Raw genomic sequence first — 21,610 nt, 5'->3', positions numbered from 1 at the left:
AAAAGGGCGCTTCTTTTTTTGGGGAATTACATCCATGGTATTCAAGAAATCCTGCCAGCTTCTGGGCGGGTTGATTTTAGCCGGTACGCCGGCCGCTATCGCCCATGCGGAGGACGCGCCGGCTGAAATCGTGATCACCAGCAGGAAACTGGAAGGCTCGATCCCCGCCATCCTGGAACAGCAGGGCGTGCGCGTCGACACGGTGACGGCGGACGATATCGCCAAGGCCGGCTACGTCGACATCGCGGACAGCTTGGCCACCACCGTGCCCGGCCTCTACCTCCGCTCCAAGACGGGCCCGTACGACTATGTGACCGTGTCGCTGCAGGGCTCGCGGACATCGGACGTGCTGTGGCTGGTCGACGGTGTGCGCATCAACAACCGGCTTTACGCCGGCACCACGCCGCTGGACACCCTTCCGGCCTCCATGGTCGACCGGATCGAGGTGCTGGAGGGCGGGCAGGCCCTGTTCTACGGCACCCAGGGCGTGGCCGGCGCCGTCAACGTCGTCACCAAGGCGTTCACCGACAAGCCGTCCGGCGGCTTCACCGTCGGCGGCGACACCAACCGGGGCTTCCACGGCGATGGCTATTACAGCGACAGCATCGGCCGCAGCCATTTCGTGATTTACGCCAACGGCGACACATCGCAGGGTTACCAGCCCTTCCGCAGCCAGGACGTTCAGCCCAGCGCTACGCAGCGCGACCGGGGCTATCGCGTCGTGACCACAGGCGCCAAGTACGCCTACGACGTCACAGACGCGCTGCGCGTCAGCGCCACCTTACAGGACAACCAGGCCAAACTGGACAATTTGCGCCCCGTCAAGGTGTTCGAGGCCTTCAACGACCGGTCCGAGAACATCATCACCGGCAAGATCGACTACACGCCCAGCGACCAGTTCCAGTTGTACGCCAAGGGCTATTACCATGCCTGGGATTCCCACTACACCGAAACCGACAACGTCATCGGCGCGCCAGGTGTCACCAAATCCGCCGAGAATGACGGCTACTGGGGTTATCACGACGCTGGCGCTAACCTGATGGCCCGAACCGCCGTCGGTCCTTGGGCGAATGCCATCGCGGGCTATGATTTCCAGGCCTATTCCGGCAGTGACGCCGTGTTGGTGATCGCTCCGCAGTCGGAAAGTGTGCATGCCGTCTTCGGCCAGTTGGCCACCAGTTCGGCCCTCTTGCCTGACGGCGCCCTGGCCCTGGGCCTGCGCTACAACGCGCCCAGCGAGGGCCGGTCGGCCACAGTGTGGACCGTCAGCGGCAAGTACGACCTGACGCCCCGCCTGTTCGTGCGCGCCGGCGGCGGCACGGCTTTCCGCCTACCGACGGCGGAGGAACTGTTCGCCAACGATCCGGAGGATGAGCGCGGCAACCCCAACCTGAAGCCGGAGCGCAGCGTCTACGCCAACGCCTCGGTCGGCGGCTATCTCGACGCCCGCCAGACCCTGCGGTGGGAGGTGGTGGGCTTCGCCCGCAACATCACCGACATGATCGACTACGCCACCTTCGACGACGCCACCAATCAGGCGGTGTTCGGCAATGTGGAGGGCCAGGTCCACTTGCGCGGTGGCGAGGTCATCCTGAACGCCGACTATCCGGACTGGTCGGCCGCCGCCAGCTACACCTATTCCCGCGCCGTGCAGGACGGCAATCAGCAGATCGACGGCATTCCCCGGCAGGAGGCCAAGGTCAGCGTGGACTATCATCCCCAGGACCTGCCCTTCGGCCTGACCGCCAGCGTCGACTATGTCGGCACCCTGTACCGCTCCGGCCTATGGGATGGGCGGGAGAGCTACGGCAACTATCCCGTGGTCGACCTCGCCGGCCGCTATTTCCTGGACCAGGGCCGGCATCAGACGCTGACCCTGCGTATCCAGAACTTGCTGGACCGGCGCTACGCCACCGGCTTGGGCACCACCCAGGTGGACGGCACGGGCGCCAACTACACCTATCAGACCCTGGCCGTGCCCCGCACCGCCGAGGTGCGCTACAGCTACCGGTTCTGATGGGGAGGGCGGCCATGACGCGCGTGTTCCGTTGGCTCACCATCGCCCATCGCTATCTGGGCCTGGTGCTGAGCATCCCCATGCTGGCCTGGGTGCTGTCCGGCATGGTGATGATCTATGTGGGCTATCCGGCCCTAAGGGAAGACGTGCGCCTTGGCCATCTAACCCCCTTGGACTGGGACCGGTGCTGCACCGTCGCGGATGGGGCCTTGGCCGACGATGCGGTGGTCGACCGGGCGCAGGTGGAGATGCTGGGCGACCGGCCCATCCTGCGCTTGCGGGCCGGTGCCATCGACCTCGCCAGCGGCCAGCGCATCACGGCGGTGGGGGAGGATGACGCACGCCTTGTCGCCTCCTCCTACGGCACCGTCGCCGCGATGGAGATGATAGCGTATGACCAGTGGACGGTCGCCGGCGGCTTCAACCGTGACCGTCCCTTATACCGCGTCACTTTGGCGGGGCCGGACGGTCGGCAGGTCTACGTCTCCGGCACCACCGGCAAGGTGGTGCAGGCTACCAACCGGCGGCAGCGCTTCTGGAACTGGTTGGGTGCCGTGCCCCATTGGATTTACTTCGCCGACCTGCGGCGGGACGCGGCGCTGTGGTCCCAGACCGTTGTCTGGACCTCGTTGACCGGCGGCGTGCTGACCCTGACCGGCATGATCATCGGCATCCGCCAGTTCCGCCGCCGCGCCAGCGGTCGCTGGTCGCCCTATCGCGGCTGGACCTACTGGCACCATGTGCCGGGCGTGATCTTCGGCCTGTTCGCCCTGACCTGGGTGGTCAGTGGCATGCTGTCCATGAACCCGTGGGGCGCCCTGGAGGGCGGCGACGCCACCGCTGAGCGCGCCCAGTTGCGGGGCCTGCACCTCACCGGCACGCAACTGAGGCAGGCCCTGCGCGACCTGGCCGCCACACGGCCTGGCGGTGCCGTTTCCTTCAGCGCGGCCCCCTTCGATGGCGCCTTGGCCTTCATCGCCTTTGCAGGCGATGGCAGCCGTACCCGCCTGGATGCCGTTGGCGCGCCCACAACCCCCGCCGTCATGGATCGCGCGGCGGTCCTGCTGGGAGGTGGCGACTTGCAGCGCCTGGATAAGGAGGACGACTACTATTTCCCTCATCATGGCGAGATCGCACCGTTGCCGGCTTATCGCCTGATCCAGCCCGATGGCCGCCGCTTCTACGTCGATCCCTTATCTGGGGAGTTACTGGGCAGCGTGGATGCGGCGGATCGGGGCTACCGCTGGCTCTACCAGGCGCCACACCGCCTGGATTTCACCCCCTGGCTGCGGGCGCGACCAGTGCGCGACCTGGTGATGCTGCCCCTGCTGGCGGGCGTCGCCCTCAGTTTCGCCACCGGGCTCTACCTCACCGTCCGCTGGGTGCGGCGGCGCTGGCGGGCTTAAGCCGCCCGGCCGCGTCCGCCCTCCGCCTTGTCGAAGGCCGCCCATACCCCGTCATCGCCGTCCCAACTGCCGCGGCTGGCGGCCTTGCTGTACTCCGTGGCGCGCTGCTCGAAGAAGTTGGCGTGCTCCACGCCGTTCAGGATCTCCACCAGCCAGGGCAGCGGGTGGGGCCGTACCTGGCGGTAGCCGCTGTCGGCCTCGGTGAAGTAGCCGAACACGGGCGGCAGGCGCAGCTGGGTCAGGCGCCAGTCGGCGATGTAGTGGACATAGGATTTGATGTCGGGCGCGGTCATGCCCTCCACACGGCCCAGTTCGAAGGCCAGGTCGATGAAGCCTTCCTCCAGGCCCACCATGGTCTTCGCCACGTCGATGATGTCGTCGCGCACGCCCGCCGTGACGGCGCCGGTCTCGCGGTTCCATTCGTGGAACAGGCGGATGATGCCCTCACAGTGCAGGCTCTCGTCACGCACCGACCAGGTGACGATCTGCCCCATGCCGCTCATCTTGTTGTGGCGGGGGAAGTTCAGCAGCATGGCGAAGCTGGCGAACAGGGCCATGCCCTCGGTGAAGGCGCCGAACATGGCCAGCGTGCGGGCCACGTCCGCCACCGTGTTCACGCCGAAGGTGTGCATGTAGTCGGCCTTGGCCTGCATCTCCCGGTAATTGCGGAAGGCCTCGAACTCCGTCTTGGGCATGCCCAAGGTCTTCAGCAGCAGGGCGTAGGCATCGATGTGCACCGTCTCCATATTGGAGAAGGCGGCCATCATCATCTGGATTTCCAGGGGCTGGAACAGGGGGATGTAGCGCTTCAGGTAATTGTCGCCCACCTCAACGTCCGACTGGGTGAAGAAGCGGAAGATCTGGGTCAGCAGGGCACGCTCGGCATCCGTCACCCGGTCGGAGGTCCAGTCCTTGATGTCGGCGCCCAGCGGCACCTCTTCGCCCATCCAATGGGTCTGCTGCTGCCGCTTCCAGAATTCGTAGGCCCAGGGATAGCGCTCGACGTCGTAGGTGCCGGTGCCGGTCAGCAGGCCGACGCGGCCGGTGTTGACCAGGGTGCGCGGGTCCAGGTGGGACAGGCCGGTCACTGGCATGCCAGGCACTCCTCATAGTCGGTTCGCGTCGCGGGCACAGTCATGGCGCTCTCGGCGGCGGGCGCCTGCTCCAGCCGGCCGGCGACGGCGGCGCGGCTGATGGATTTGGAGCGGCAGTAGTAGAGGCTCTTCACCCCCCGCTTCCACGCCGTCCAGTGCAGCATGTGCAGGTCCCACTTATCCACGTCGGCCGCCAGGTAGAGGTTCAGCGACTGGCTCTGGCAGATGAAGGGCGTGCGGTCGGCGGCCAGGTCGACGACCCAACGCTGGTCGATCTCGAACGCCGTGCGGTACACGGCCTTCTCGTCCTCGGTGAGCCCGTCCAGGTGCTGGACGGAGCCCTCATGCTCCACGATGGATTGCCAGGTCTCCGGCGTGTCCAGGCCCTTGGCCGCCAGCACCTTGCCCAGGTGCGGGTTGCGCACGACATAGGCGCCGGACAGGGTCTTGTGGTTGTAGACGTTGGCCGGGATGGGCTCCACGCAGGCGCTGGTGCCGCCGCAGATGATGCTGATGCTGGCGGTGGGGGCGATGGCGATCTTGTGGCTGAAGCGCGCCTTCATGCCCCGCTCCTGCGCGTCGGGGCACGGGCCCCGCTCCACCGCCAGGATGACGGAGGCGGCATCCGCCTCCCGCCGGATCTTGCGGAAGATCTTCAGGTTCCAGGACTTGGCCAAGGCACTTTCGAAGGGGATGTTCCGCGCCTGCAGGAAGGAGTGGAAGCCCATGACGCCCAGGCCCACCGAGCGTTCGCGCAGGGCGGAGTAGCGCGCGCGCTCCATGCTGTCAGGGGCGGTCTCGATGAAGTGGGTCAGGACGTTGTCCAGCATGCGCAGCACGTCCTCCACGAAGGCCGGTTTCTCCTGCCACTGGTCCCAGGTCTCCAGGTTCAGCGACGACAGGCAGCAGACGGCCGTGCGCTCGTTGCCCAGATGGTCGGCGCCGGTGGGCAGCACGATCTCGCTGCACAGGTTGGAACTGCTGACCTTCAGGCCCAACTCGCGCTGGTGCTTGGGCAGACCCTTGTTCACGCTGTCGATGAACAGCAGATAGGGCTCGCCCGTGTGCATGCGGGTTTCCAGGATGCGCTGCCATAGCTGGCGGGCGTTGACCTCACGCACCGCCTTGCCCGTCTTGGGGCTGATCAGGGGGAACGGGGCATTGTCCCGCACCGCCTCCATGAAGGCGTCGGTGATGTTGATGCCGTGGTGCAGGTTCAGGCCCTTGCGGTTGAAGTCGCCCGAGGCCTTGCGGATCTCCAGGAACTCCTCGATCTCCGGGTGGTGGATGTCGAGGTAGCAGGCGGCGGAGCCCCGGCGCAGGCTGCCCTGGCTGATGGCCAGGGTCAGGCCGTCCATGACATGGATGAAGGGGATGATGCCGGAACTGGCACCCAGGCCCTTCACCGATTCGCCGATGGAGCGCACGCCGCCCCAATAGGTGCCGATGCCGCCACCGTTGGAGGCCAGCGCCACGTTCTCGTTCCAGGTGCCGACGATGCCGTCCAGCGAGTCCGGCACCGTGTTCAGGAAGCAGCTGATGGGCAGGCCGCGCGTGGTGCCGCCGTTGGACAGGATGGGCGTGGCCGGCATGAACCACAGGCGCGACATGGCGTCGTACAGACGCTGGGCGTGGGCTGTGTCGTCGGCGAAGGCGCAGGATACGCGGGCGAACATGTCCTGGAAGCTCTCGCCGGGCAACAGGTAGCGGTCCTGCAGCGTGGCCTTGCCGAAGGCCGTCAGCAGGTCGTCGCGGCGGCGGTCCAGCACCAGGTCCGCCGGCTGCGGCAGCGGCGCCAGGGGCGGGATCAGGGGGGCGCGGTGCTCCTGCGCGGGGCGTGCGGGCGGCCGGGTCAGCGGCACGAGGTGGCCGTTCTGGTCGAGGTCGTAGGCAAGCGCGGACATCTGCATCCCCCAAGATCAAGACGGAAGCGGACGGGGGAGTGGCGCGCAGGCGTGGGCCACCCAGCGGGCGCGCACACGCCTAGCGGCCATCGGGACACCCCGCCCGAGGACGTTCTAGCGATCACGGCAGGTCTCCTGGCTCGCGGGTCGATGCGGCCCGTCCCGCCTTCCCGGCGTCCCCCGTACAGGGGTGGCGCCAGTGGCTGAAGTGGACGGCCGCTCTCCGCTTACAGTTGCGGGGGCAGCGCCGGCATAGCCCTCTTGCGAGGCCGCACCGGCTTCCCTCTTAGCCCCAGATCTAGATGATCTGGGGACCGTGAACGCAAAATCTTGTTCCGGGTGGGCGCGATCGTCAAGCGGATATCGGATGTAACCAAGTCGTCAGGGGCAATCGCCGACGCTGACCCGATTCCGGAGTGCGGCAGTTCCTCCATTGTTTGCTCCGTGGCATCAGCTTCTCACAGGATTCGGCACTTTCCGCTGTCTCATTGACGCAGCGCAGCGCGCACGCCATGGTCATGGGGCGAATGTGTGGTGACGGCCAAATCAGGGGCGGGGCCAAGGTGTCGGCAAGCCGGATGACGATGCGATGCGGTGTGGGGGCGATGGGGCTTTGGCTCCTTGTCGCCGCCTTCATGCTGCGTGCCCTCGTTCCGGCGGGCATGATGCCCGAGGTGTCCGTTACGGATGACGAGCCGGTCCTGACGATGGTCCTGTGCTCCGGTTCCGTGCCCGACGCCGGCGTGTTGCGGGAGATGGGCTTGCCCGTCCACCAGGGCACGTCGAAGGACCATGGCGCGTCTTGTCCTTTCGCCGGCATGGGCGCTTTGGGGCTGACGGCGCCGGCTGGCCCCGTCCTCGCGGTGGTCTGGACCGTCCTGCTGGACCGTTTGACGCCGGTCATGGCCCGCCCCGGCCCGGTGCGCCGGCCCAGCGGTATCAGTGCCCGCGGGCCGCCGTCGATGTCAGGCATGTCCTGAACCGGTTCCACGACGGCCATCCTCCTTTTCTTTGAGCATCGGCGCTGCGGGTCGGTTCGTCCGTCCGTTCCCTCCCGCGTATGAGAGTTCCGATGCCGTCCGACATTACCGCGGCCGTCGCTGATTGGGCGACGCCTGCACGTCCCGTTTTCGATGCCACGATCACACCGCCCAATTCCTTATCCGACCGGGGGTTTCTCTGGTTCATGGGCGTGGTGCTTTCTGGCGTTTGCCTGCTTGATTTCGGTCTGCTGCTCGCCGGCTATTGGCTGGTCCTGGTCTATCTGACGGGGGACATGGCTTTTCTGCTGCTGGCGTTCTTCCTGTGGCGGCGGGCCGCCCGGCGCTGGGAGCGCGTGCGCGTCGCCGACGGTGTCCTGGTGTTGGAACGGTGGGCCAAGGCGGGGCAGGGCATCGCCATCACCCTGCCCCTGCTGGGCCTCAATCTGGTTCGGGTCCGCGATGCCACGGGCGACTGCCGGCGGCTGGAACTGCACCACCGGGATCGGCGCTTGCCATTCGCCGCCGACCTGACCTCGGAAGAGCGTGAGGCGTTTGCCGACAACCTGGGCGATTGCCTGCATAGGGCAGGATTTCGCATCCGCCTGCGCACCACTGTTCTCTGACCAATCGGCGGAGGCTCCGCCCCGCTGAGGGCGGTGGAGCGCCGAGACGAGATAGGAGGGGTGTTATGAACAACCCCAGTAGCATCCAATGTTTCGCGGCTGGCGACCTGATCTTTGAGGTCGGATCGACGGCGGCCCTTTATGAAATTCAATCCGGTGTCGTGCTGCTTCGCCATCGTGAGGCCGATGGCGGCCATCATGTCCTGGAGGTTTTCGGACCCGGAGCGCTGGTTGGGGTTCCGCCCGGCCAGCGGCAATCGGTCGCCGCCGAGTGCCTGACGCCGGCGGTGGTGCGCACCTTGGCACCCGACCAGGACGACGCGGTCCCGTTCTGGCGCGGGGTGGCCGAACGGCTGTCCGCGCAAATGTCCCAGCTTCAGCGCAAGATGCTGATGGTGGGGCGGGCAGGCGCCCCCCAGCGGCTGGCGTTTCTGCTGGCGCGGTTGATGGATATTCAGATCCTCGGTACTCCGGCGGCCAGCGGCATGGATGTCCCCCTGCCGCTCAGCCGTGTCAACATCGCCAACTATCTGCTGCTCAGCCCCGAGACGGTCTCTCGTCTTTTCTCGGATCTCCGGCGTCGGGGCCTCATCGACTACCAGGCGGTGGACAGCGTGGCGGTCCGGGATGTCCGCGCCCTGCGTCACCTGGCCGAATTTGGAACCCTACAGTCTCGACCGCCCGCGCCTTCCGACGACGCGCGGCCTCGCCAGCGGCCGCGTGGCCGCTTCGGCAACCGCCGCCAGTCCTTGGTCGCTTAAGAGTCCTTTTTTGCATGCCTGAGGAGGTTTCCATGACCGTTGCCGCAACCCATTTGCCGCCCCCGCCGGGCGGGTTGGAATTGGCGCCGCCGGGGTCCCTGGCTGCCGCCGTGGTCGAAGCAGCCGATAGGACGGCTCGGCACTGGACCAGTACCGAGCGTGGCCCTTTACGCCCCGGCTCGGTGGAGCACCGGCGGGCGGTGGCCCGCATGTTCCGCGAGACGTTCAACTCCTATAAACCCACCATCATCGACTGGCCCAAGCTGGGCCAGGAGGAACGCGACCGCCTGATCACGCTGCCGATCTGGGATATCGCGGTGCAGACGGAGGGCAAGGCCTCGTTGCGCATGGCGACCTACGCCGAGACCCAAACCGATCCGGATTGGCGGGCGGCGCTGGAACTGAACGGATGGGAGGAGAAGCGGCACAAGGTCATCCTCTCCAACCTGGTGGCGGTTTATGGCATTCCGTTGGAGCCGGAGCCCGAATATCTGAGGCCGCGCGACACCGAATGGGCCTATCTGGTCACCGGGTTCAGTGAATGCATCGACAGCTTTTTCGCCTTCGGCTTGTTCGCCCTGGCCAAACGGTCCGGCTTTTTTCCGCCTGAACTGGTCGACACCTTCGAACCGGTGATGCAGGAGGAATGCCGGCACATCCTGCTGTTCGCCAACTGGCTGGCCGCCCACCGCAAGAGCCTGGGGCCATTGCGCCGAGTCTGGTTCGAGCTGCGGGTCTGGGCCGTTTGGGTGTTCCTGGGCTGGGAACGCGTCGGCCTTGCCCGGGGTATGGACGATGGTGGTCAACCCGCCAAGCCGCAGGATAACAACTTCACCCTGACCGGCAGCAAGGCCGTCAGCGACATCGATATCAGCGTCATCGACCTGATGGCCTTGTGCCTGGAAGAGAACGACCGGCGCTTCGCCGGCTATGATCCACGCCTGCTGCGCCCCACCACCATGCCTTGGCTGACCCGTCTGGCGCTGCGCGTGGCCAAGGCCTTTTCGCGAAAGGGGCCCCCAGCATGAACATCGAACCTGGTTCCGAGGCGCATAAAGAGCTGTTCTGCCGCCAATTCATCGAGACGCATGAGCGTTTCGAGCCGGAGATGCTGCCCTGGCCGGCGTTGGACGAGGCGGCGTTGGCGCGCCTGCGGGGCGTCCCTTTCTGGCAAGAGGTTTTCCATACCGAGCGGAGGGCCGGTGCCATCGTCGCCGCCTTTATGCCTCTGATCGACGATCCGCTGGTGCGCGAGGCCATGGCGATCCAGGGCATGGAGGAAGCCCGCCACGCCCGGCTGATCCGCGTCATGATCGACCGCTATGGCCTGGACGCCAGCGAACAGCCGCTGGAGGCCTTGCCCGAGGATAGGGAAAAGGCGTTCATCGATTTCGGCTTTGGGGAGTGTTTGGACGCCTTCCTGGGCTTCGGCGCCTTCAAGACGGCGCGGCAGTCGGAATTCCTGCCGGAATCGATGTTCCAGATCTTCGATGTGTTGATGCATGAGGAGACGCGGCACATCGTGTTCTTCATCAACTATATGGCCTGGCGGGAAAAGGCGCGGGGCCATGGGGCCATGGCCCGGGCGCTGAAGTCCGGCTGGTTCTACGGCCGGGCGGCCCGGCGGCTTCTGGGCATGGTGCAACGCGGGCAGGACGCCAACGACGGCCGTGATTTCGCCGTGACCCAGGCTAACATGTTCCTGGACGGGTTCAGCTTTCGCAGCTTCGTCGAGGACTGTTACCACGAGAACGCCCGGCGGATGAGCGTGTTCGATCCTGGCCTGATGCAGCCCCGTCTGCTGCCCGCCATCGCGGATATGGCCCTGCGCGGCCTGCGGCTTTGGGACCGGGGCCGGCGGCAGGCTCCTGAAGGCAGGGCGGCGTGAGGGCGCTGGTCTTCATCGGCCTGGTGGCCGGTCTGGCCCTGGGCACCGTGCTGGTGCTGTCGCAGGGGATAGGCAACGTCTGGCATGGCATCGCCCTTCTGGGCGTGGGCGGCTTCGCGGTCGTCGTTGCCTTCCATCTGGTCCTCATCGGCCTGATGGGCGGCGCGTGGTGGACCTTGGCGCGGGGCCGGGATGGGCGGGCACCCCAGCGCTTCGCCTGGGGACGCCTGATCCGGGATTCCGGCTCCGAAGCCTTGCCGCTCTCGCAGATCGGCGGCTATGTCCTGGGGGCCCGCGCCTTGGCGTTGACGGGCGTGCGCGGCGCCTTCGCCGCCGCCTCCACCGTGGTCGATGTCACCGCCGAGTTGGTGGCGCAGCTGCTCTACACCTTGTTGGGGTTGCTGCTGTTGCGCGGGCTACGGCCCGAGACGCCCTATGTCTGGCCCATCCTGCTCGCCGTCGCCGGCATGGGGCTTCTCACCGCCCTGTTCATGGCGGTGCAAAGGCGGGGGTTCGGCTGGGCGGAGCGGGTGGGCCTTCGCTTGTCACAGGAATTCCTCGGACGGGCGCTGTCGGCGGCGGGTGCGGTGCAGGAGGGCATCCACGCCATTTACGGCCGGCCCTGGGCCGTCGCCACCGCAGTCGCCCTGCATTTCACCGCCTGGATGCTGAGCGGCGTTGAAACGTGGGCGACCTTGCATCTGATGGGTACGCCCCTGGGGTTGTGGCAGGCGATGACGGTGGACAGCCTGCTTTATGGCCTGCGCAGCCTGGCGTTCATGATCCCCAACGCCATCGGCGTGCAGGAAGGGGCCCTGGTCCTGCTCGGTGGCATCTTCGGCGTGGGGCCCGCGACGACGCTGGCGCTATCCCTCATCAAGCGGGCCCGCGACCTGGCCATCGGCGTGCCGGCGCTGTTGGCCTGGCAGGCGATGGAGGGGCGCCGCGCCTGGAGGGGACGGGACGTCCCGTCCGCCGGGACGCGGCAATTAGGCGGGGATGCCATGGGCGCGGGCGACGCGGCCACTGGTCGATCGGTGAAATGAAAGGAAAACTTTGATGATAAAGCGCTCCATGATCATGGTCGCGCCACTGTGGCTAGCCTTGGCGGGTACCTGCTGGGCTCAGCAGGCGCCGGCTCCGACGGTCACGGTGACCGACGCCTGGTCCCGCCCGGTTCCGAACACCCATATTCCCGGGGTCGTCTACATGACGGTCACCGCCACCGGAGACAACCGCTTGACCGGGATCAGCACGCCAGTGGCGGCCCATGCAGGTCTGCACCAGAGCCAAGGCAGTGACGGGGTCATGACCATGCGCGCCGTGGATGGCATCGATCTGCCGGCGGGCCAGCCGGTGAAACTCGGTCCCGCTGGCTATCACGTCATGCTGATGGGGCTTACCCAGCCGTTGGTGGTGGGGAAGACGTTCCCATTGACCCTGGACCTAGCCAAGGACGGTCCCGTCACCGTCACGGTGACCGTTCGCCCCATGGGCACAGGCTCTCCACCCGAGCATGATCACCATCAACACTGATTTCTTCACGTTCGAGACCGGGAAGGATCTTAGCCCGGATGAGGCGTGCCCGGTCCCATTAGACTTCGCGATTGCATCCACCGGACGAATTCGTCGAACCAATGGTCGCTTGTCGTGCCCTTCGGCCTGAGGCCGAAACCGTGTCCGCCGTGTTCGTAGACGTGAAGCTCGGCGGCCACACCCTCCCGTCGCCATGCGGCGTAAAGCTGGACAGAGTCGTTCGGTAGAAACTCGTCGTCCGCGGCGGCCGCGATGAAGGCGGGGGGGGCGTCGGTGGGAACCGGTGTGCGCAGACCGCCGTAGATCAGGCCGACGAAGTCGGGTCGCGACGCCTTGTCTCCGATCGCCAGGTCGGCGGCGAGGAATCCACCAGCGGAGAAACCGAGAAAGCCAACCCGCTTAGGATCGATACCCCATTCGCTTGCGCGTTGGCGAACGATCACCATCGCCCGCGCGCCATCCTCCACCGCATGCTTTTCACCGGCGAAGAGCGGCACCTCCACGGGGATGCCACTCGTTGCCCGTTTCATGATGGCGTCCATCTCCTTCATATGGACTTCGGGTAATTCCGTTGGATTGGGGGGACTCAGGATGGTGCGATATTTGAGCACGAAGGCGGTGACGCCCCGCAGCGCCAGCGCGCGCGCGACCGCGGTTCCTTCGGCGTCATATCCCAGCCCCACGAAGCCGCCCCCGGGCGCGACGATCACGGCCGTGCCGTTCGCGCGCCCGGGGGCGGGACGGAACAGTTCAAGGGTGGGCTCGCTGACGTTGCGGATCATGAGCCCGCCGGCATCGTCACGCCGCTCCCGAATCTCCGGGACGCCCAGCGATGCCGTCGTGCCTTGGGGATAGAGCGGAATGATTGACCCATCGACCGCAGACGTCTGCGCGGTCGCCGCCGTGACGAAGAGCGCGGCGGTGATGCCGAGAACTATATTTCTTGCTGAGCGTCTCATCAGATGTCTCCGCCCCTAGAACTTGGCGATGAGCGTGACGTAGGCGGATCGTGGCTGGATCGGCATCACCAGCGGATTTGTGAAATATTGATAGGTGTCGAACGCCCGTCGCCCACCCAGATTAACGGCCGAGACCTGGATGGTGAACCGTTGGAAGTCATACGCGGCTTGGGCGTCGATCACGGCATAGCCTGGCACGCTCACCGTGTTGGGAATCGTCAGTTGACGCTCGCTGAGCGCCGTGAGGCCTGCTCCGAACGACAGGCCCTTCGCCGGGCCGTCGAGCAGCCGGTAGCGCGCGGCGATGCGGCCGCTGTTCTTGGGCACGCGCGTCAGCAGGCTGCCGACCGGGATCGAGTTGTCCGCCGTCACCTTGGCGTCGGTGTAGGCATAGTTGGCGAGCAGCGAGAAGGCTGGTGTCGGCTCCCAGATAAGATCCACTTCCGCGCCACGGGCCCGTTGCCTGCCGGTCTGGATGGAAAAGCCGAGATTGTTCGGATCGCTCGTCGCGACGTTGTCGTGGGTCTGGTCGAAGACCGAAATCGTGCCCGAAAGGCCAGTCCCGGGCAGCGCCACTTTCAGGCCGGCTTCCAGATTACGCGACGTCTCAGGCTTGGGCGCGGTCAGGCCAATAAAGCCGAACGCCGCGCGAAACGCGGTCGCATAGCCTGCAAAAAGCGCGACGCCCGGTGCGACATCGAAAGTCGCGCCGATCCGGGGCGAAACATGACCGTAGGTGGCGTCATTGTTTACCCCGACATTGGCACTGCTGACTTCGCGGAATTCGAGGCGCGTGTAGCGCAACGCCCCGGTGATATGCAGCCTGTCATACGTTGCCTGATCCTGCACATAACCCGCCACCGTCCGATAGTTGTCGACCTGAGGGTAATTGGGGGGAAGCTGCGGGGTATAGGTCGCATCGTAGACCGGATGGGCAAGGTCGATCGTGCCATCGGGTGTGTTGCTGACGAACAGGCCCATGGCGCTGGCGAAGCGCGTCCAGTCATAATCGACGCCGGCCAGGAAGGTATGAGATCCCCCCAGCATATTGACCTTCGCCTGAAGATTGGCGTCGAGCGTCCCTTCCTTCGTATCAGTGATCATGGTGATCGGAATGATCGGATAGACGGTCGGCGTGGCTGGGTCGGATGGAAACATATACAGATCAATGAAGCTGCCATATTCACGGATCGAGCTGTCGTAGTAGCGGCCGGTGACGGTCAGCTTCATATCGTCGGTGAAGTTGTGATGCAGCGTCGCCTGTCCCATCCGGTTGTTGTTGGTGGTCAGTGGCTGGCCGTTGGGGGATCCGGGAAAGGCATTGCGGTCGATTTGCCCGGCGAGCGCTTGCTCGGCCGGCAGGCCCGAATATTCAAGCTGGCTGCGATTGTTGAACTGGCCCTGGAGAAGAAGATCGGTGCTGGGGCCCATCTGGATCGACAGGCTGGGCTGCACGGACCAGTGCTTGCCGTGAACCTTGTCAATCCAACTATCGTTGCTCTGATATTCGGCCGCGACCCTGGCGGCAACTCCTGGTGCCAGGGGGACATTGATGTCGCCATAAGGGTTCCAGGTTGAGAAGCTGCCGGCACGCATCGCGACATAGCCACCCAGCTTGTCGTTCGGCCGCTCGGATTCGATGTTGATGACGCCACCCAGTGGTGTGCCGAGACCACCGCCATAAAGCGTGGCGCTCGGCCCTTTCAGCACGTCGATACGCTCGACGCCCACCAGGCTGTCTGGATCGAACGCTTGCTGATTGCCGGCGTAAATGGGCAGACCGTCGAGATAGACCTCGGCGGGAAAACCGCGGACGAGGGGCGGGATCAGCAGCAGCTCTTCCGAACGAGTAGGCACCACGCCGGAGACATTGATCAGGGCGTCACCGAGCGTGCGGCGGTCTTGTTCCGTGATCAGCGAACGCGTCAGAACCTGGACAGACTGCGGAATTTCAATCAACGGCGTATCGGTCCGGGTCGCCGAATCAGAATTGGGCCCGGTGTAGCTCTGACGCAGTCCCGTGACGATGATTTCATTGATTGAGGTCCATGAACTCGCCGTGCCGGCGTTCGGAGGAGCCTCGGCGCTTTGGGTGGCTTGGGCCTGGGCCGGGCGCGCCCAGGTGACGGACAGGGCAAGGGCGGCGGTCAGCGCGACGGCGCCGCTGGTCTTATGATCGAAGCGGTACACGAACTATCTCCCGAGGCGGCCCGGCAGGCCGCCATGACGCCAATCCCGCGCGGGCGCGCAGGGGCGAGTGCTAAGCCCGGCCCGAAAGGCCAGGTGCGGATAGATCAGGAGAAGATTGCGGGCGGCCCCCGTGCCAGGCAGGTTCCCGGTGGCCGGGCACGGGGCCAGGATGTCGCAAGCGCGGCTGCCCACCGGACTGAGCGGGACTGTGGCGGCAGGACGAGGATGATGGCCAGCAACAAGGTTGCCAAGGCGGCCACAGCGGCGAACACGCAGGGCGCGTCGACGGTGTGCCCGGCATGGCCGCCGCCATCCTCATGATGATGGTGCATCCACGGGTTGGCGATCATCGCCTGAGCCATGGCAGGGTCGGCCATCATTGGGTTGGTGATGACCGACAATACGTCGTGCACGCTGTCGCAGAGGATGATGGCGCTGGCACCGGGGCCTCCGGCGGCCGGGTTGGGCATATAGCCCGCGGGTATGAAGCCACGCAGCAGGATGGCCAATGCCACCAGCCACGCCCACCGCAGGGATCGGCGTCCCTGCGGTGCGTGTCGGCGGGCGTGGCGGCGGTGCGACTTCATGGGCCTTGATAGGCAGGGGGCGACATCCTGTCAATGACGCGGGGCATTGGGGTGTCGGACAAAATTCAACTTTCGCGCGTGCTGCGCGGTGTGGTCGTGGGGGCGATCCCTTCGGCCGCCCGCCGAAGGGGGCGGCGCCGCCTATTTGCTGAACGGATCCTTGAACCGTGGATCCGTCAGCAGCGCCTGGTCGGTCAGGCTTTCCAGGAAGGCGATGATGTCGGCCTTCTCCGGCTCCGTCAGGGTGAAACCCTGGATCAGCGGATCCTTGTGGGGGTTGTCGGCGCCCACACCGGCGTGCGGGCCGTCCTTCAGCGTGCGGCCACCGGCGGCGTAGTGGTCCAGGACCTCGGACAGGGTGTGGATGCTGCCGTCATGCATATAGGGCGCGGTCAGGGCGATGTTGCGCAGGGTGGGTGCCTTGAAGGCGCCCATGTCCTCCGCCTTGTCGGTGATCTCGTGCACGCCCGTGTTGCCTACTGGATAGGCGCCGGAGCCACCCAGGTTATACAGGCCAGTGTTGTGGAACTGCACCTCGGCAAGGGCGGTGGTCGCGGTGCGCTCGTCATCGGCGAAGGTCAGGCCGCCATGGCAATGGTGGCACTCCAGCCGCTCCCCGAAGAACAGCGCCTCGCCCCGCTTGGCGGCATCGGAGATGGCGCTGGCATCGTGGCCGTAACGGTACCGGTCGTAGGGGGAGCGGAAGGAGACAATGGAGCGTTCGAACGCCGCGATGGCCTGGGCCAGATGATGCAGGGTGACGGGATCGGGTCCTGGGAAAGCGGCGGCGAACAGAAGGGTGTAGGTCTTGTCGGTGCGCAGCCGGGCCAGGATGGCGCCCTCATGTCCGGCCATGCCCATCTCCACCGGATGGTCGCCGAACATGGGCACCAGCAACTGCGCCTCCAGGTTGGTCATCAACGGGTTGCCCCAGGTGAGGACCGAGGCGTAGGCGACGTTGACCAGGGACATGGAACCGCGCGGGTGGCTTTGTCCGGTGGCGCCCACCGCTTGAGGCAAGCCATCGGTGAAGGCCAGGTCCTGGCGGTGGCAGGTGGCGCATGACACCGTGCCAGTGATGGACAGGGCGGTGTCGTGGAACAAGCGCCGGCCCAGTTCGACCTTGTCGCTGGTCATGGGATTGTCGGCCGGCACCAACGGCGCCGGCACGCCGGGGGGCAGATCCCAGGTCCAGGGCGGCGGCGCCACCCCGGTTCCGGCATGGGCACCGGGGGCGGTCAGCGCTGACAACGCCAGCGCCCTCGCCAGAATAAGCCCAAGGTGGCTGCCTTTCATCGCGCCACCTGGAACAACCGTTGCGCCTCGGCGGGATGGTTGCCGATGGGCAGGCCCAGCTTGGGCAAGATGGGCAGGCACTTCGGGTCGGTCGGCGCCGACATGCAGCCGGGTGCCGTGCCCTGGATGGTCTCGGTCACGTCGCTGTCGGTCAGCAGCGCGGCCGGGTCGGCCACCACCTGGTCCCGGTCGGGGTCGAAGTCCGCGAGGTCGATGCGCGGGCTGTTGGGATTGGAACAGCTGACGGGCGGCTGGCCGGGTCCGCCGGTACCGCAGCCGGTGCTGCCTATGTGCAGGGCGAACAGCACGCGCCGCTCCTCCGGCGTGGTGGCCGTCAGGTCCACCTTCAGGAACTTGTAGCCCATCTGCCAGGTCCAGAACATCGCGGCGACGTTCAGCGGCGCCGGCGCCACCGTGGCATCGGCGTGGTTGAGCGCGAAGGGCACGCCCATGGTAAAGCGCACGCCCTTGTAATGTCCTTCGGGGACATGACCCGTGACCTCGGTACGCGGGCCCGGGCCGGCGCAGGGGCCGGTGCCCTGGCGCAGGTCCACCAGGGCCACGTCCGCATGCTGCCAGGGCGTGCCCTGGTCCAGCGCCACCGGCACTTCTTTCCCGGCCTCGTTCACCAGGGCCAGGCCGGAGACATAGAAGCGGAAGTCGCTCGCCACCACCGTGGCCCCGGTCTTGCCGATGCCGGGGGTGGGCTGGCCACAGGCGAAGGGCGTGCCGCCCAGCGCGCCGGCGAAACGGATGGTGACGGGCCGGTCGGCGGCCAGCGCTGTGCCGGAAACAGTCGCGATCAACAGGGATAGCAGGGGTAGATACCGCATCGTCGAACTCCTGGTTCGCAAGAAGGGAAAGGCGGTGGGGGCTCAGAACCGATAGGTCGCGGCGACAGAGACGTTGCGGCCCTCACCCGGTAGGATGTAGCGGTCCACATGCAGATGGGCGGCGACGTAATAGCGCCGGTCCAGCAGGTTGCGGACGTTGAGCTGCAGCCGTACCTGGTCGCCGTTGCCCAGCGCCATCTCGTAGGACTGGTTGGCGTCAAGGCGGACGTAGCCGGGCAGGATGGTGGTGTTGGCTTCGTTCGCCCAGCGGTCGCTTTGTGCCTGTAGGCCCAGGCCGGTTCGCCAATGCGCGTCCCACTGGTAATGGCCCCACAGGGAGGCGCTGTGCTTCGCCACGTCGGGGGTGGCCTTGCCGGCGAAGTCGCTGTTCACCAGGAAGCGGGAATAGGTGTAGGCGTAGGCCGCCTCCACGCTCAGCGCGTCTGTCAGGGCGCCGCTGACCTGGAACTCCACGCCGTCGGCACGGCCCGTGCCGGCCAGGGTCTTGTCATAGGCGTAGACGGTGCGGAGGTCGCTGGACAGCATGTTGCTCTGGTCCAGGCGATACAGCGCCACGCTGCTGCCGAAGCGGCCGTCCAGCCATTGCGACTTCCATCCGGCCTCATATTGCTGCGAATGGCGCGACGCCAGGGACTGGTTGGTGGAGGATGGCGACTGGTTGGGTGCGGTGCCGGTGCTGTAGGTGAAATAGACGGTCTGGTCCGGTGTCAGGCGGCGCAGCAGGCCGACCTTGGGCGACGCCCGCTGTTCATGCACCGGCAGGGTCCCCACGGTGCCGTAGAGGAAGTCCTGCCACATGTATTGCAGGCCGGCGATGACGCTCCAGTCGCCGATGTCGGCACGGTCTTGCAGGGACAGGATCTGGCTTTCCAGGTTCTCGGTCGTCCGGCTGAACTTGAAGGAAGCGGGAACCGTCACCCGGCCGTAGACGGGGTTGAAGATGTTGATGGCCGGGTTCGCCACCGAGGCTGAATCCAGGGTCAAGTCCTCGCGGTAATACTCGAACCCTGCGTACAGGTGGTGAGTGAGAGGGCCGGTGGCGCGCACCGCCTGCAAGGACAGGGCGACGGAATCGATGCCGCGCCGGCCGTCGGGTTCCACCGCCGTGACGCGGTTGAAGGTACCGGCCGTGCCCGCCACCTGGGTGCTGACCGACTGGCGGATGGATCGGGTCCACTCGTCCATGTGGGTGTAGTCCAGGCTCAGAGTGACGTCCGGCAGGACCCGCACATCGCCGTGCAGGTCGTAGAGGCGGTTGGTGGTCAGAGAGTTTTGCCAGTTTTCCGCCAGCTGCCGGTCCAACGGGATGGCGGCCGGGCGGCCGTTCAGGGCCGGCACGCCGAAGTCCGGCTGATAGATCTGGTTGGTGGCCTCAACGCCCACGCGCAGGTGATAGAGGTCGCCCCTGCCCTTGGCGATCGCCAGCTTGGCGCCGTCCAGCTTGTCGGGAACATGCCGCCACTGGTCGGCGGCGGAATGGTTGGCCACCAAGCGCACGGCCAGCTCATCGGGGGCGGAGATGACTCGGTTGAGGTCGGCATAGGCCTCGCGCGCGTTATTCTCCCCGATTTCCACGCCGATGGCGCCGAAGTCGTGCAGTTCCGGCGCCTTGGTCACGACGTTGACCGTGCCGCCCGGCTCCGCGCGGGTGCCGATGGCGGCCCCCGCGCCGCGCAGCACATCCACCTGTTCCACGAAGGCCGGTACGAAGGCGTAGTTCGACAGCCGCGCGCCGTCACGCAGGATGCGGCTGGCGCCGGTGCCGCTGTCGGCCGGGAAGCCGCGCAGCACGAACACTTGGGAATGGCTGCCGGTGAAGCCGAAGTCGGTTTGCGCGCCGGGCACGTTGCGCAGCGCGTCCTGCAGGGTCAGGCCGCCCTGGTCCTGCATCACGGGCATGGTGACGGAGGTGATGGCCTGGGGGGTGTCCAGGTCGCGGCCCGGCACGCCCATGGCCAAGCCGGATGCCGACCGGTCGGCGGTGATCAGCACCGTGGGGGGGGCGGCTTCGGCGGCGCCATCGGCCGGAGTGGCCGCCCACGAGGCGCCGGGCGCGCCAAGGCACGCGGCCACCGCCACCAGAGCGAGGCCGGGGAATTGCACGGAATGCACGAATGTTCTCCTGGGGCGGGCCTGACGGCACCGCCCTAACAAGCAGCACGGGCCCGGCGCCGGAGGGGCGCCGGAAGCGGGTCAACGGTCAGGAGAACGGGAGCGGGGGGCCGCGTGCCGGCTGCGCGCCCGGCGGTTTGGGGTCGGGATGGAGCTGCGCCGCCGCCAGGGTCCAAGCGCCGCGATGCCGGTTGGGCTGCAGCACCAGGATGACGATGGCCAGCGCGGCCGCCAGCGCCACCACGGCGGCGAAGACGCAGGGCGCGTCGGCCGGATGGCGGCCCATGTCATGATGGTGTCCACCGGTCATCGGCATGGGCATACCGAGGTCATGTGGATCGACGGCATGCGCATGCTGGGCATGAAGGTCGTGGATGTGGTGCACCAGGCTGTAGTGCGCATGGTCGGCCGGCATTGGCGTGGCCGATGGGTGCACGGCCGTCTCCGGCGCCGGCGAGGCTAGCGATTCCGACAGCGCGTCGTGGACGCTGTTGCACAGGATGAACAGGCCTCCACCCGCCGTGATCCGGTCCGGATTCGGCATGTAGCCGACGGGGATCAGCCCACGGAGCAGCACCGCACACGCCACCAGCCACGCCCACCAGGGCGCGGTTTGGGCCGACGGCCGGGGCCGGCGACGGTGGGCTGCGCGTGATCTCATGACGCCCTGATAGGGTCGCCTCTGGTGGAATGTCAATGTGCCGCATCAATTTTCCGGATTTGGGCTTGACGGTAGGCGGGAGGTGCCGCCGTGAGCCGTTGCCGCCGGAGCGAACGCTGCAGGGGCATCGGCGCCCGGTGTTGGCAAGGGCATTTTGTCCAAGGCGCGTGAAGAGCCAGCACGCTTGACGGCCGTGTGCGATCAGGCCAGAAACGCGTCATGATGACGCATTGGCGGGCCGGAATCACCATGCCGACAACCCGCCGCCTGGCGGGCTGGTTACTGCTGTGCGCCGTGCTCTCGGGCCTGCTGTTCCGGGGCCTGATTCCGCCCGGCTACATGCCGAACGTCAATGCCGGCGCGGGCGATAGCCTGCTGATCGTATGCTCCGGCATGGCCGACCACGCGGCCCATCATCATCAGGGCGGTGCCGGACCTCACCCGGCGGACCCGCACGGCGACGGCATCTGTCCCTTCGCAATGCTGGGCGGCTGGGCGCCGGTGCTGCTGCTGGCGGCCTTGCTGCCGCGCTGGCTGCCACGGGCCGTGGTCCAGGGGCGCCCTGTCGAGGTGCCCCGTATTCGCATCCTTGCCTGCCGCCCGCCCGGCGCCCGGGCGCCGCCGCTCCTCGCCTGACACCCCCTCTCTCGCATTCATGGGGCCGGCCGTTCGTGCCGGCCCGTCACCGTCCGCTGGTCCTGTCGCCCGGCGGACGGTCGTTGCCCGCCGTGTCCACGGC

The 21,610-nt window shown here is 66.7% G+C and carries 19 protein-coding genes and 1 riboswitch; of the genes, 10 read left to right on the top strand and 9 right to left on the bottom strand.

Translation table 11 applies throughout. The features are described 5' to 3' along the window. Window positions 1-34: 34 nt before the first annotated feature. Window positions 35-2,017, top strand: coding sequence for a TonB-dependent receptor plug domain-containing protein (locus FBZ89_RS03410; RefSeq protein WP_145748633.1), 1,983 nt, complete (start codon window positions 35-37; stop codon window positions 2,015-2,017). 14 nt (window positions 2,018-2,031) lie between these two features. Beyond that, on the top strand, window positions 2,032-3,423 hold the full coding sequence (locus FBZ89_RS03405) for a peptidase (protein ID WP_186457173.1): 1,392 nt from the start codon (window positions 2,032-2,034) through the stop codon (window positions 3,421-3,423). Here the strand turns inward: FBZ89_RS03405 and FBZ89_RS03400 are convergent. Further along, on the bottom strand, window positions 3,420-4,517 hold the full coding sequence (locus FBZ89_RS03400) for a ribonucleotide-diphosphate reductase subunit beta (protein ID WP_145748631.1): 1,098 nt from the start codon (window positions 4,515-4,517) through the stop codon (window positions 3,420-3,422). The two genes, FBZ89_RS03405 and FBZ89_RS03400, sit on opposite strands and share 4 nt — an antisense overlap. After that, window positions 4,508-6,421, bottom strand: coding sequence for a ribonucleoside-diphosphate reductase subunit alpha (locus tag FBZ89_RS03395; protein WP_145748630.1), 1,914 nt, complete (start codon window positions 6,419-6,421; stop codon window positions 4,508-4,510). The genes FBZ89_RS03400 and FBZ89_RS03395 overlap by 10 nt, the downstream gene beginning before the upstream one ends. Window positions 6,422-6,529: 108 nt before the next feature. After that, window positions 6,530-6,755, bottom strand: a riboswitch (cobalamin riboswitch). 271 nt (window positions 6,756-7,026) lie between these two features. On the opposite strand from FBZ89_RS03395, the gene FBZ89_RS03390 reads away from it, so the two are divergent. The 7 genes from FBZ89_RS03390 (at window position 7,027) to FBZ89_RS03360 (ending at window position 12,212) form a co-directional block, all read left to right on the top strand. Then, a complete protein-coding gene (locus FBZ89_RS03390; protein ID WP_145748629.1) occupies window positions 7,027-7,401 on the top strand; it encodes a DUF2946 family protein in 375 nt (124 codons plus the stop codon). Between the two features lie 92 nt (window positions 7,402-7,493). Next, window positions 7,494-8,027 carry a DUF2244 domain-containing protein gene (locus FBZ89_RS03385; protein ID WP_186457172.1) on the top strand — a complete coding sequence of 178 codons (534 nt, stop codon included), beginning with the start codon at window positions 7,494-7,496 and terminating at the stop codon, window positions 8,025-8,027. 65 nt (window positions 8,028-8,092) lie between these two features. Further along, window positions 8,093-8,788 carry a Crp/Fnr family transcriptional regulator gene (locus FBZ89_RS03380; RefSeq protein WP_145748627.1) on the top strand — a complete coding sequence of 232 codons (696 nt, stop codon included), beginning with the start codon at window positions 8,093-8,095 and terminating at the stop codon, window positions 8,786-8,788. Window positions 8,789-8,820: 32 nt separating this feature from the next. Next, a complete protein-coding gene (locus FBZ89_RS03375; protein ID WP_246172015.1) occupies window positions 8,821-9,816 on the top strand; it encodes a ferritin-like domain-containing protein in 996 nt (331 codons plus the stop codon). Next, on the top strand, window positions 9,813-10,676 hold the full coding sequence (locus FBZ89_RS03370) for a hypothetical protein (RefSeq protein ID WP_145748626.1): 864 nt from the start codon (window positions 9,813-9,815) through the stop codon (window positions 10,674-10,676). The genes FBZ89_RS03375 and FBZ89_RS03370 overlap by 4 nt, the downstream gene beginning before the upstream one ends. Continuing rightward, window positions 10,673-11,722 carry a lysylphosphatidylglycerol synthase domain-containing protein gene (locus tag FBZ89_RS03365; RefSeq protein WP_145748625.1) on the top strand — a complete coding sequence of 350 codons (1,050 nt, stop codon included), beginning with the start codon at window positions 10,673-10,675 and terminating at the stop codon, window positions 11,720-11,722. Before FBZ89_RS03370 ends, FBZ89_RS03365 begins: the two co-directional genes overlap by 4 nt. A 13-nt stretch (window positions 11,723-11,735) precedes the next feature. Next, the gene (locus FBZ89_RS03360; protein ID WP_145748624.1) at window positions 11,736-12,212 is read left to right on the top strand and encodes a copper chaperone PCu(A)C; all 477 of its coding nucleotides are present in this window, start codon (window positions 11,736-11,738) and stop codon (window positions 12,210-12,212) included. A gap of 29 nt (window positions 12,213-12,241) precedes the next feature. Here the strand turns inward: FBZ89_RS03360 and FBZ89_RS03355 are convergent, their stop codons facing one another. The 7 genes from FBZ89_RS03355 to FBZ89_RS03325 form a co-directional block, all read right to left on the bottom strand. Further along, a complete protein-coding gene (locus tag FBZ89_RS03355; protein WP_145748623.1) occupies window positions 12,242-13,171 on the bottom strand; it encodes an alpha/beta hydrolase in 930 nt (309 codons plus the stop codon). Between the two features lie 15 nt (window positions 13,172-13,186). After that, the gene (locus tag FBZ89_RS03350) at window positions 13,187-15,361 is read right to left on the bottom strand and encodes a TonB-dependent siderophore receptor (RefSeq protein WP_211115093.1); all 2,175 of its coding nucleotides are present in this window, start codon (window positions 15,359-15,361) and stop codon (window positions 13,187-13,189) included. Window positions 15,362-15,465: 104 nt separating this feature from the next. Next, window positions 15,466-15,870 carry a hypothetical protein gene (locus FBZ89_RS03345; RefSeq protein ID WP_145748622.1) on the bottom strand — a complete coding sequence of 135 codons (405 nt, stop codon included), beginning with the start codon at window positions 15,868-15,870 and terminating at the stop codon, window positions 15,466-15,468. 219 nt (window positions 15,871-16,089) lie between these two features. Continuing rightward, entirely contained in the window at window positions 16,090-17,199 is a 1,110-nt protein-coding gene (locus tag FBZ89_RS03340) for a methanobactin export MATE transporter MbnM (RefSeq protein ID WP_246172014.1), read from the bottom strand. 41 nt (window positions 17,200-17,240) lie between these two features. Next, window positions 17,241-18,077, bottom strand: coding sequence for an MbnP family copper-binding protein (locus FBZ89_RS03335; protein ID WP_145748620.1), 837 nt, complete (start codon window positions 18,075-18,077; stop codon window positions 17,241-17,243). Window positions 18,078-18,119: 42 nt separating this feature from the next. Beyond that, on the bottom strand, window positions 18,120-20,210 hold the full coding sequence (locus FBZ89_RS03330) for a TonB-dependent receptor (RefSeq protein ID WP_211115092.1): 2,091 nt from the start codon (window positions 20,208-20,210) through the stop codon (window positions 18,120-18,122). 88 nt (window positions 20,211-20,298) lie between these two features. Beyond that, a complete protein-coding gene (locus tag FBZ89_RS03325; RefSeq protein ID WP_145748619.1) occupies window positions 20,299-20,787 on the bottom strand; it encodes a hypothetical protein in 489 nt (162 codons plus the stop codon). Window positions 20,788-21,090: 303 nt separating this feature from the next. On the opposite strand from FBZ89_RS03325, the gene FBZ89_RS03320 reads away from it, so the two are divergent. Next, on the top strand, window positions 21,091-21,507 hold the full coding sequence (locus tag FBZ89_RS03320) for a DUF2946 family protein (protein WP_145748618.1): 417 nt from the start codon (window positions 21,091-21,093) through the stop codon (window positions 21,505-21,507). The last annotated feature ends 103 nt before the right edge of the window (window positions 21,508-21,610 follow it).

The sequence above is a fragment of the Nitrospirillum amazonense genome, assembly GCF_007828045.1.
GTDB lineage: Bacteria > Pseudomonadota > Alphaproteobacteria > Azospirillales > Azospirillaceae > Nitrospirillum > Nitrospirillum amazonense_C.
Note: the sequence above shows the minus strand (reverse complement) of the source record. Positions and strands in the feature narration are given on the sequence as shown.

Excerpts from the sequence above, each read along its gene's own strand:
- FBZ89_RS03410 (WP_145748633.1), top strand. The coding sequence starts at position 35 with ATGGTATTCAAGAAATCCTGCCAGCTTCTGGGCGGGTTGATTTTAGCC.
- FBZ89_RS03405 (WP_186457173.1), top strand. The coding sequence starts at position 2,032 with ATGACGCGCGTGTTCCGTTGGCTCACCATCGCCCATCGCTATCTGGGC.
- FBZ89_RS03400 (WP_145748631.1), bottom strand. The coding sequence starts at position 4,517 with ATGCCAGTGACCGGCCTGTCCCACCTGGACCCGCGCACCCTGGTCAAC.
- FBZ89_RS03395 (WP_145748630.1), bottom strand. The coding sequence starts at position 6,421 with ATGTCCGCGCTTGCCTACGACCTCGACCAGAACGGCCACCTCGTGCCG.
- FBZ89_RS03390 (WP_145748629.1), top strand. The coding sequence starts at position 7,027 with ATGGGGCTTTGGCTCCTTGTCGCCGCCTTCATGCTGCGTGCCCTCGTT.
- FBZ89_RS03385 (WP_186457172.1), top strand. The coding sequence starts at position 7,494 with ATGCCGTCCGACATTACCGCGGCCGTCGCTGATTGGGCGACGCCTGCA.
- FBZ89_RS03380 (WP_145748627.1), top strand. The coding sequence starts at position 8,093 with ATGAACAACCCCAGTAGCATCCAATGTTTCGCGGCTGGCGACCTGATC.
- FBZ89_RS03375 (WP_246172015.1), top strand. The coding sequence starts at position 8,821 with ATGACCGTTGCCGCAACCCATTTGCCGCCCCCGCCGGGCGGGTTGGAA.
- FBZ89_RS03370 (WP_145748626.1), top strand. The coding sequence starts at position 9,813 with ATGAACATCGAACCTGGTTCCGAGGCGCATAAAGAGCTGTTCTGCCGC.
- FBZ89_RS03360 (WP_145748624.1), top strand. The coding sequence starts at position 11,736 with ATGATAAAGCGCTCCATGATCATGGTCGCGCCACTGTGGCTAGCCTTG.
- FBZ89_RS03355 (WP_145748623.1), bottom strand. The coding sequence starts at position 13,171 with ATGAGACGCTCAGCAAGAAATATAGTTCTCGGCATCACCGCCGCGCTC.
- FBZ89_RS03335 (WP_145748620.1), bottom strand. The coding sequence starts at position 18,077 with ATGCGGTATCTACCCCTGCTATCCCTGTTGATCGCGACTGTTTCCGGC.
- FBZ89_RS03320 (WP_145748618.1), top strand. The coding sequence starts at position 21,091 with ATGATGACGCATTGGCGGGCCGGAATCACCATGCCGACAACCCGCCGC.